The organism is Belliella kenyensis (genome assembly GCF_022549675.1).
GTDB lineage: Bacteria > Bacteroidota > Bacteroidia > Cytophagales > Cyclobacteriaceae > Belliella > Belliella kenyensis.
In genome coordinates, this window is the sequence record NZ_JAKZGR010000046.1 from 1 (window position 1) to 1,692 (window position 1,692).

Sequence of the window (1,692 nt, forward strand, 5' to 3'; positions counted from 1 at the left end):
AGGCAGGTTCCGAAGTGAGGATCAATGTGCTGTCAGATGTGATTGAGAATTTTGAGACGATTATCAGAAATGATACAGTGATCGAAGAGATTACAAATTTGGTAGTGAACGACATTAGAAATGAAGGAGCTATCTACGAAGAGATCATTAACTTGATCACGGAGAATGGTGGTAATGTATACTATGATGGTAGCCAGTTCACCTACATAGATGATAATGGAGTGACTCAGATCATTGATATTAGTGAAGAATATATAACTACACTGATAGAGGCAAATGAAAGCCAGACGTTAATAGTCACAATTGATGGCAATCAGTATTACATAGCAGAAGAATACCTAGTGGCAAATGATGGGGTAGTACCTACACGTTTAGATCCAGCAGCCTTACCGGCAGGCGTTTACTTAATAGATGTGGTAGGAGGAGTAATCAACAACTTTGAGACGATTGTACAGGATGTGACAGTGATAGAAGAGATCACGAACTTGGTAGTAAATGATATAACCAACGAGGGCGATATTTACGAAGAGATCATCAACCTGATTCAGCAGGGGGGTAATGTTTACTATAATGAGACGACAGAAGAGTTCTACTATTACAATGAAGATGGTGACATTGTGATCATCGATCTAGCAGAGTTGATTGGAACAGACGTATTGGTAGACAACTTGGACGGATCATACACACATACCGCCGTAGATGGTGAAGTAGTAACGATCAATGTTGTAGAAGATGTGATCAACAACTTTGAGACGATTGTACAGGATGTGACAGTGATAGAAGAGATCACGAACCTGGTAGTAAATGATATAACCAACGAGGGCGATATCTACGAAGAGATCATCAACTTGATCACGGAGAATGGAGGTAATGTATACTATGATGGTAGCCAGTTCACCTACATAGATGATAATGGAGTAACCCAAGTCATCAATATTGGAGATTTGTTTGAGGAGACAATCACAACCTTGGAAGAAGTAGGACCAGGAGAGTATGTGTATACGAATGAGGCAGGTTCCGAAGTGAGGATCAATGTGCTGTCAGATGTGATTGAGAATTTTGAGACGATTATCAGAAATGATACAGTGATCGAAGAGATCACAAATTTGGTAGTGAACGACATTAGAAATGAAGGGGCTATCTACGAAGAGATCATCAACTTGATCACGGAGAATGGAGGTAACGTATTCTACGATGGTGACCAGTTCACTTATATCGATGATAATGGAGTGACTCAAGTCATCAATATTGGAGATTTGTTTGAAGAAACCGTTACTACACTGGTAGATAACGGTGATGGAACAATTACCTATGTAAATGAATTGGGTGATAAAGTCATAATTAATCTTACAGGGGGAGTATCTGGTCAAGATGGTCTGGATGGAGCTACACCTGTAATTAATGCGGAAGGAAACTGGGAGATTAACGGAGTTGATACAGGTTTACCAGCCAGAGGCGAAGATGGTGAAAATGGCGTAGATGGTTTCACCCCAGTGATCAATTCAGAAGGAAATTGGGAGATTAATGGAGTTGATACAGGTTTACCAGCCAGAGGAGAGAGAGGCGAAGATGGTGAAAAAGGTGAAGATGGTTTCACCCCAGTGATCAATTCAGAAGGAAACTGGGAGATTAACGGAGTTGATACAGGTTTACCAGCCAGAGGAGAGAGAGGCGAAGATGGTGAAAAAGGTG

The 1,692-nt window shown here is 40.8% G+C and carries 1 protein-coding gene; it reads left to right on the top strand.

The annotated features are described in order from the left end of the window. Positions 1-1,692: ICP22 family protein (locus MM214_RS18860; RefSeq protein ID WP_241297732.1), on the top strand; the 1,692-nt coding region annotated here is incomplete at both ends.